This window comes from Mesorhizobium sp. M1A.F.Ca.IN.020.06.1.1, from assembly GCF_004023265.1.
GTDB lineage: Bacteria > Pseudomonadota > Alphaproteobacteria > Rhizobiales > Rhizobiaceae > Mesorhizobium.
This window is the reverse complement of sequence record NZ_RZSR01000445.1, coordinates 1-4,768: the sequence shown is the minus strand read 5'-3', so window position 1 is coordinate 4,768 and position 4,768 is coordinate 1. Positions and strand designations below refer to the sequence as shown.

Below are 4,768 nucleotides of genomic sequence, written 5' to 3'. Positions count from 1 at the left end.
GGTCTGCGCGGCGATGCTTGGCGCCAAGGGCGCCAAGGTGCTCGTGCTCGAACGCAACGACCGCATCGGCGGCTGCATGCGCACCGATGAGATCACGGCGCCCGGCTTCGTCCATGACGTGATGGCGACGACCTTCGTCCTGTTCATCACCTCGCCGGCCTATGCCGCGCTCGGCAAGGATCTTGCGCGGCACGGCCTGGAATTCTGTCACACGACCACACCCACCGGCGTGCTTCGGCCCGATGGCAGCCATGCCGTGCTCACCACCGACCGGGCCGCCAATATCGCGGCGCTGAACGCATTTGCCTCCGGCGATGGCGACCGTCATGGAGGCGATGTCGGCGACATCGAACGCAATGCCGGACTGCTCTTCGGCCTGCTCGGTGGCACGCTCTGGTCCTATCCAACGACGAAGCTCATGGCCGGCGAGGCGTGGCGGCGCGGACCGCGCCAGCTTGCCGCCGTCCTGGGCGAGGCGCTGGTGCCGGCGCGGGGCTGGCTGGAGACCGCGTACAAGTCCGACACCGTCCGCGCGCTCTGGGCGCCCTGGGTGCTGCATGCCGGGCTTGGGCCGGAAGACGCCTTCTCCGGCCAGATCGCCAAGGTCATCGCCTTCGCGCTGGAGGCGGCCGGCGCACCGATCGTCAAGGGCGGGGCGAAGACCCTGCTCGCCGCCTTCGAGGCATTGATCAAGGAGCGCGGCGGCGAAGTCCGCGTCAACGCCGACGTCGCCTCGATCGTCCAGGCCGGCGGCCGTGCCACCGGCGTCCGGCTCGCCTCCGGCGAGACGCTGACGGCGGCAAAGGGCATCATCTGCTCGCTCACGCCGACGCAGCTCTATGGCCGTCTGCTCGGCAACGATTCGCCCGACGCAGCAACCAAGGCCACGCAGTCCTACCGCTACGGCAAGGGCAACTTCCAGCTCCACTACGCGCTGAACAAGCCGCCGGCCTGGCGCGGCGAGGGCCTCGACAAGGTGGCGCTGCTGCATCTGACGCCGGGACTCGATGGTGTGTCGAAAGCCTGCAACGAAGCGGTGCGCGGCCTGTTGCCGGAAGTGCCGACGATCTGCGTCGGCCAGCCCCACGCGCTCGATCCGTCGCGCTGTCCGCCGGGCAAGGCAATCCTGTGGCTGCAGCTTCCGGAAGCGCCGCGCCACATCAAGGGCGATGCCGCCGGCAAGCTCGAGGCCCCAGCCGATGGCCGCTGGAGCGAGGCGCTGCGCGAGGCCTACGCCGACCGCGTCGAGGCGATCCTCGCTCATCACATCGATGGTTTTCGCGACACCATCATCGCGCGCCGCGCCTATTCGCCTGCCGATCTGGAAGCGATGAACATCAATCTGATCGGCGGCGATCCCTATGGCGGCTCGTCCACCATCGACCAGTCCTTCTTGTGGCGGCCGTTCAAGGCCAGCCGCAATCACGAGACCGGCATTAAGGGCCTCTACCATATCGGCGCGTCGACGCACCCGGGCGCGGGGCTCGGCGGCGGCTCCGGCTTCCTGCTGGCGGAGAGGCTCTGATGGAACAGAAGCTTCCGGAAAAGCGCCAGCGCATCTCGACCCTCGGCCAGATCGGCCTGCAGCAATTCGCGCCCTATTTGATGAACCGCATCATGGGCCGCTACAACGCCACCCTGCGAGAAGACTTTCGCAAGCAGGGCCTGACCATTCCGCAGGTGCGCACGTTGGCCGTGCTCTCGGTCACCGACGGCATCACCGTCAACGACCTCTCGGTCTATACGGTGATCGAGCAATCGACCTTGAGTCGCACGCTCGACGCGCTGGAAGGCCAGGGCCTCGTGCGGCGCGAGCAGGGCGTCGCCGACAGCCGCTTCCGCCATGTGTTCCTGACCGATGACGGCCGGGCGCTTTTCACCCGCGCCTGGCCGGCCATGCATGATGCCTTCGAAGCGATGTTCGACGGCGTCGACGATGCCGAATATGCCGCGCTGATCGCAATCCTGCAGAAGATGCTGAAGAACATCCGCAAGCACGACATTTGAGTTTGACGTACGCGCCGCCGTCCAACGGCGGTAACGGAAGGAGTCAGAGATGGCCGAACGGTCTTTTGCCAAGGAAGTCGAAAAGCTGAGGCTTGGCGCCGGCCAGGAATTCGCGGGCGAGGGCATCCTCGCCATCACCAAGGCGCTGCTGCAATGCGGCGTCGGCTATGTCGGCGGCTACCAGGGCGCGCCGATCAGCCATCTGATGGATGTGCTCGCCGACGCGCAGGACATTCTGGGCGAGCTCGGGGTGCACTTCGAGGCGAGCGCCTCGGAAGCAACCGCCACCGCCATGCTGGCCGCATCCGTGCACTACCCGATCCGCGGTGCCGCCACCTTCAAGTCGACAGTGGGCACCAATGTCGCCTCGGACGCTTTGGCGAACCTCGCCTCGGGCGGCGTCACCGGCGGCGCGCTGATCATCGTCGGCGAGGACTATGGCGAGGGCTCCTCCATCATGCAGGAGCGCAGCCACGCCTTCGCGATGAAGAGCCAGGTCTGGCTGCTCGATCCGCGCCCGAACCTGCCCTCGATCGTCAAGGCGGTCGAGGATGGCTTCGAGCTGTCGGAGGCCTCCAACACGCCGGTCATGCTGCAGGTGCGCATCCGCGGCTGCCACGTCCATGGCCACTTCATCGCCAAGGACAACAAGCGGCCGCCTATGTCGGTTGCCGATGCGCTGTCGGCCCCGCGTCGCGACACCGGCCGCATCGTGCTGCCGCCTGCCTCCTTCCTGCACGAGAAGGAGAAGGTCGCCAAGCGCTGGCCGGCGGCCGTCGATTTCATCAAGAGCCGCAAGATCAACGAGGTCTTTGGGCCGGACAATGGCTCGATCGGCATCGTCATGCAGGGCGGCATGTACAATTCGGTCGTCCGCGCGCTGCAGCGGCTCGGCCTTGCCGACACCTATGGCGACACCGACGTGCCGCTTTATGTGCTGAACGCCGTCTATCCGCTCGTCGATGACGAGTTCCTTTCCTTCTGCGAGGGCAAACAGGCGGTGCTGGTCGTCGAAGAAGGCCAGCCCAACTATATCGAGCAGGCCTTTGCCGCGATGCTGCACAAGGCCGGGCGCGGCACCAAGCTGGTCGGCAAGGAGCATCTGCCAATGGCTGGCGAATATACCGGGCAGGTGATGCTGGACGGCATTGGCTCCTTCCTGCGCGCCTATGCTCCGCATCTGCTGCCCGGCGAGGTTCGTGCGCCGAACAAGCTGGGCGAGGGCGTCGACACGGCCGATCTCATCAATGTCGTTCCCGGCCGCCCGCCGGGCTTCTGCATCGGCTGTCCGGAGCGGCCGATCTTCGCTGCGACCAAGCTGGTCGAGCAGGAGCTTGGCAAGCACCACATTGCTTCCGACATCGGCTGCCACCTGTTCTCGATCATGCCGCCCTTCGAGCTCGGCGCCACCACCATGGGCTACGGCCTCGGGCCGGCCTCGGCTTCCGCCTTCAATTCGCCGGAAGCGAAACGCCGGTCGATCTCCTTCGTCGGCGACGGCGGCTTCTGGCATAACGGTCTCACCTCCTCGATCGGCAACGCCGTCTTCAACAAGAATGACGGCGTCATCGTCATCGTCGACAATTTTTACTCGGCCGCCACCGGCGGCCAGGACATCCTGTCCTCGCGCGCCTCGAACCGCACCAAGTCCACAAAACATCCGATCACCGAAGCGGTGAAAGGCATGGGCGTCAAATGGCTGCGCCACATCGACCGCACCTATGACGTCGGCAAGATGCGCGACACGCTGCGCGAGGCGCTAACCACCGAGGAGAAGGGGCCGAAGGTCATCGTCGCCTCGTCCGAATGCATGCTGAACCGCCAGCGCCGCGAGAGGCCGCTGGTCGACAAGGCGGTCAAGGGCGGCGAGCGGGTCGTCAAGCCGAAATTCGGCGTCGACGAGGACGTCTGCACCGGCGACCACGCCTGCATGCGGCTCTCCGGCTGCCCGTCGCTCTCGGTGAAGTCGCTCGACGATCCGCTGCGCGACGATCCGGTCGCCTCGATCGACCAGAACTGTGTCGGCTGCGGCAATTGCGGCGAGGTGGCGGATGCGGCCGTGCTCTGCCCCTCCTTCTACCGCGCCGATGTCGTGCACAATCCGAGCCGCTGGGACCGTTTCCTGGAAAGCGCTCGCCGCGCAGTGATCGGCCGGTTGCAGCGCCGCCGCGAGAGTCGCCGTTTGATGTTCGCCGATGCTTGAGCAGGTTTCACCGCTGAACCCGAAGCCGGGCGCCTCTGATCACGAGCGGGTGATAAAACTCGCCGTGCTTGCCGTCGGCGGCCAGGGCGGCGGCGTGCTCGCCGATTGGATCACCGATGTCGCCGAGCGCAGCGGCTACATTGCGCAATCGACGTCGGTGGCGGGAGTCGCCCAGCGCACGGGGGCCACGATCTATTACATCGAGATGGCCCGCGACACCGGCCGGTTGCCGGTCTTCGCGCTGTCGCCATCGCAGGGCGACGTCGACATCTTGATCGCCGCCGAGCTGATGGAAGCCGGCCGCGCCATCATCCGCGGTTTCGTCACGCCCGAGCGCACGACGCTGATCGCCTCCTCGCATCGCATCGCCGCCGTCTCGGAAAAGATCGAGCCGGGCGACGGCCGCGCCTCGTCGGAAAAGGTGTATGCGACGGCCGAGGCGGCCGCCAAGCGCTTCATCGCCTTCGACATGGAAAAGATCGCCGCCGAGCACGGCACGATGATCTCGGCCAGCGCACCGAGCAGGCTGGCCGAGATCATCGTGCCGTGCTCGGCGGC

4 protein-coding genes are annotated in these 4,768 nt (G+C 66.6%); all 4 read left to right on the top strand.

Translation table 11 applies throughout. The annotated features are described in order from the left end of the window. On the top strand, positions 1 to 1,525 hold a 1,525-nt coding region (locus EOA60_RS19305), incomplete at its 5' end, for an NAD(P)/FAD-dependent oxidoreductase (RefSeq protein ID WP_164899406.1). Then, positions 1,525 to 2,007, top strand: coding sequence for a MarR family transcriptional regulator (locus EOA60_RS19300; RefSeq protein WP_067324441.1), 483 nt, complete (start codon positions 1,525 to 1,527; stop codon positions 2,005 to 2,007). The genes EOA60_RS19305 and EOA60_RS19300, both read left to right, overlap by 1 nt. 49 nt (positions 2,008 to 2,056) lie before the next feature. Then, the gene (locus EOA60_RS19295) at positions 2,057 to 4,210 is read left to right on the top strand and encodes an indolepyruvate ferredoxin oxidoreductase subunit alpha (protein ID WP_095824261.1); all 2,154 of its coding nucleotides are present in this window, start codon (positions 2,057 to 2,059) and stop codon (positions 4,208 to 4,210) included. Beyond that, positions 4,203 to 4,768: 2-oxoacid:acceptor oxidoreductase family protein (locus tag EOA60_RS19290; RefSeq protein WP_206628167.1), on the top strand; the 566-nt coding region annotated here is incomplete at its 3' end. The genes EOA60_RS19295 and EOA60_RS19290, both read left to right, overlap by 8 nt.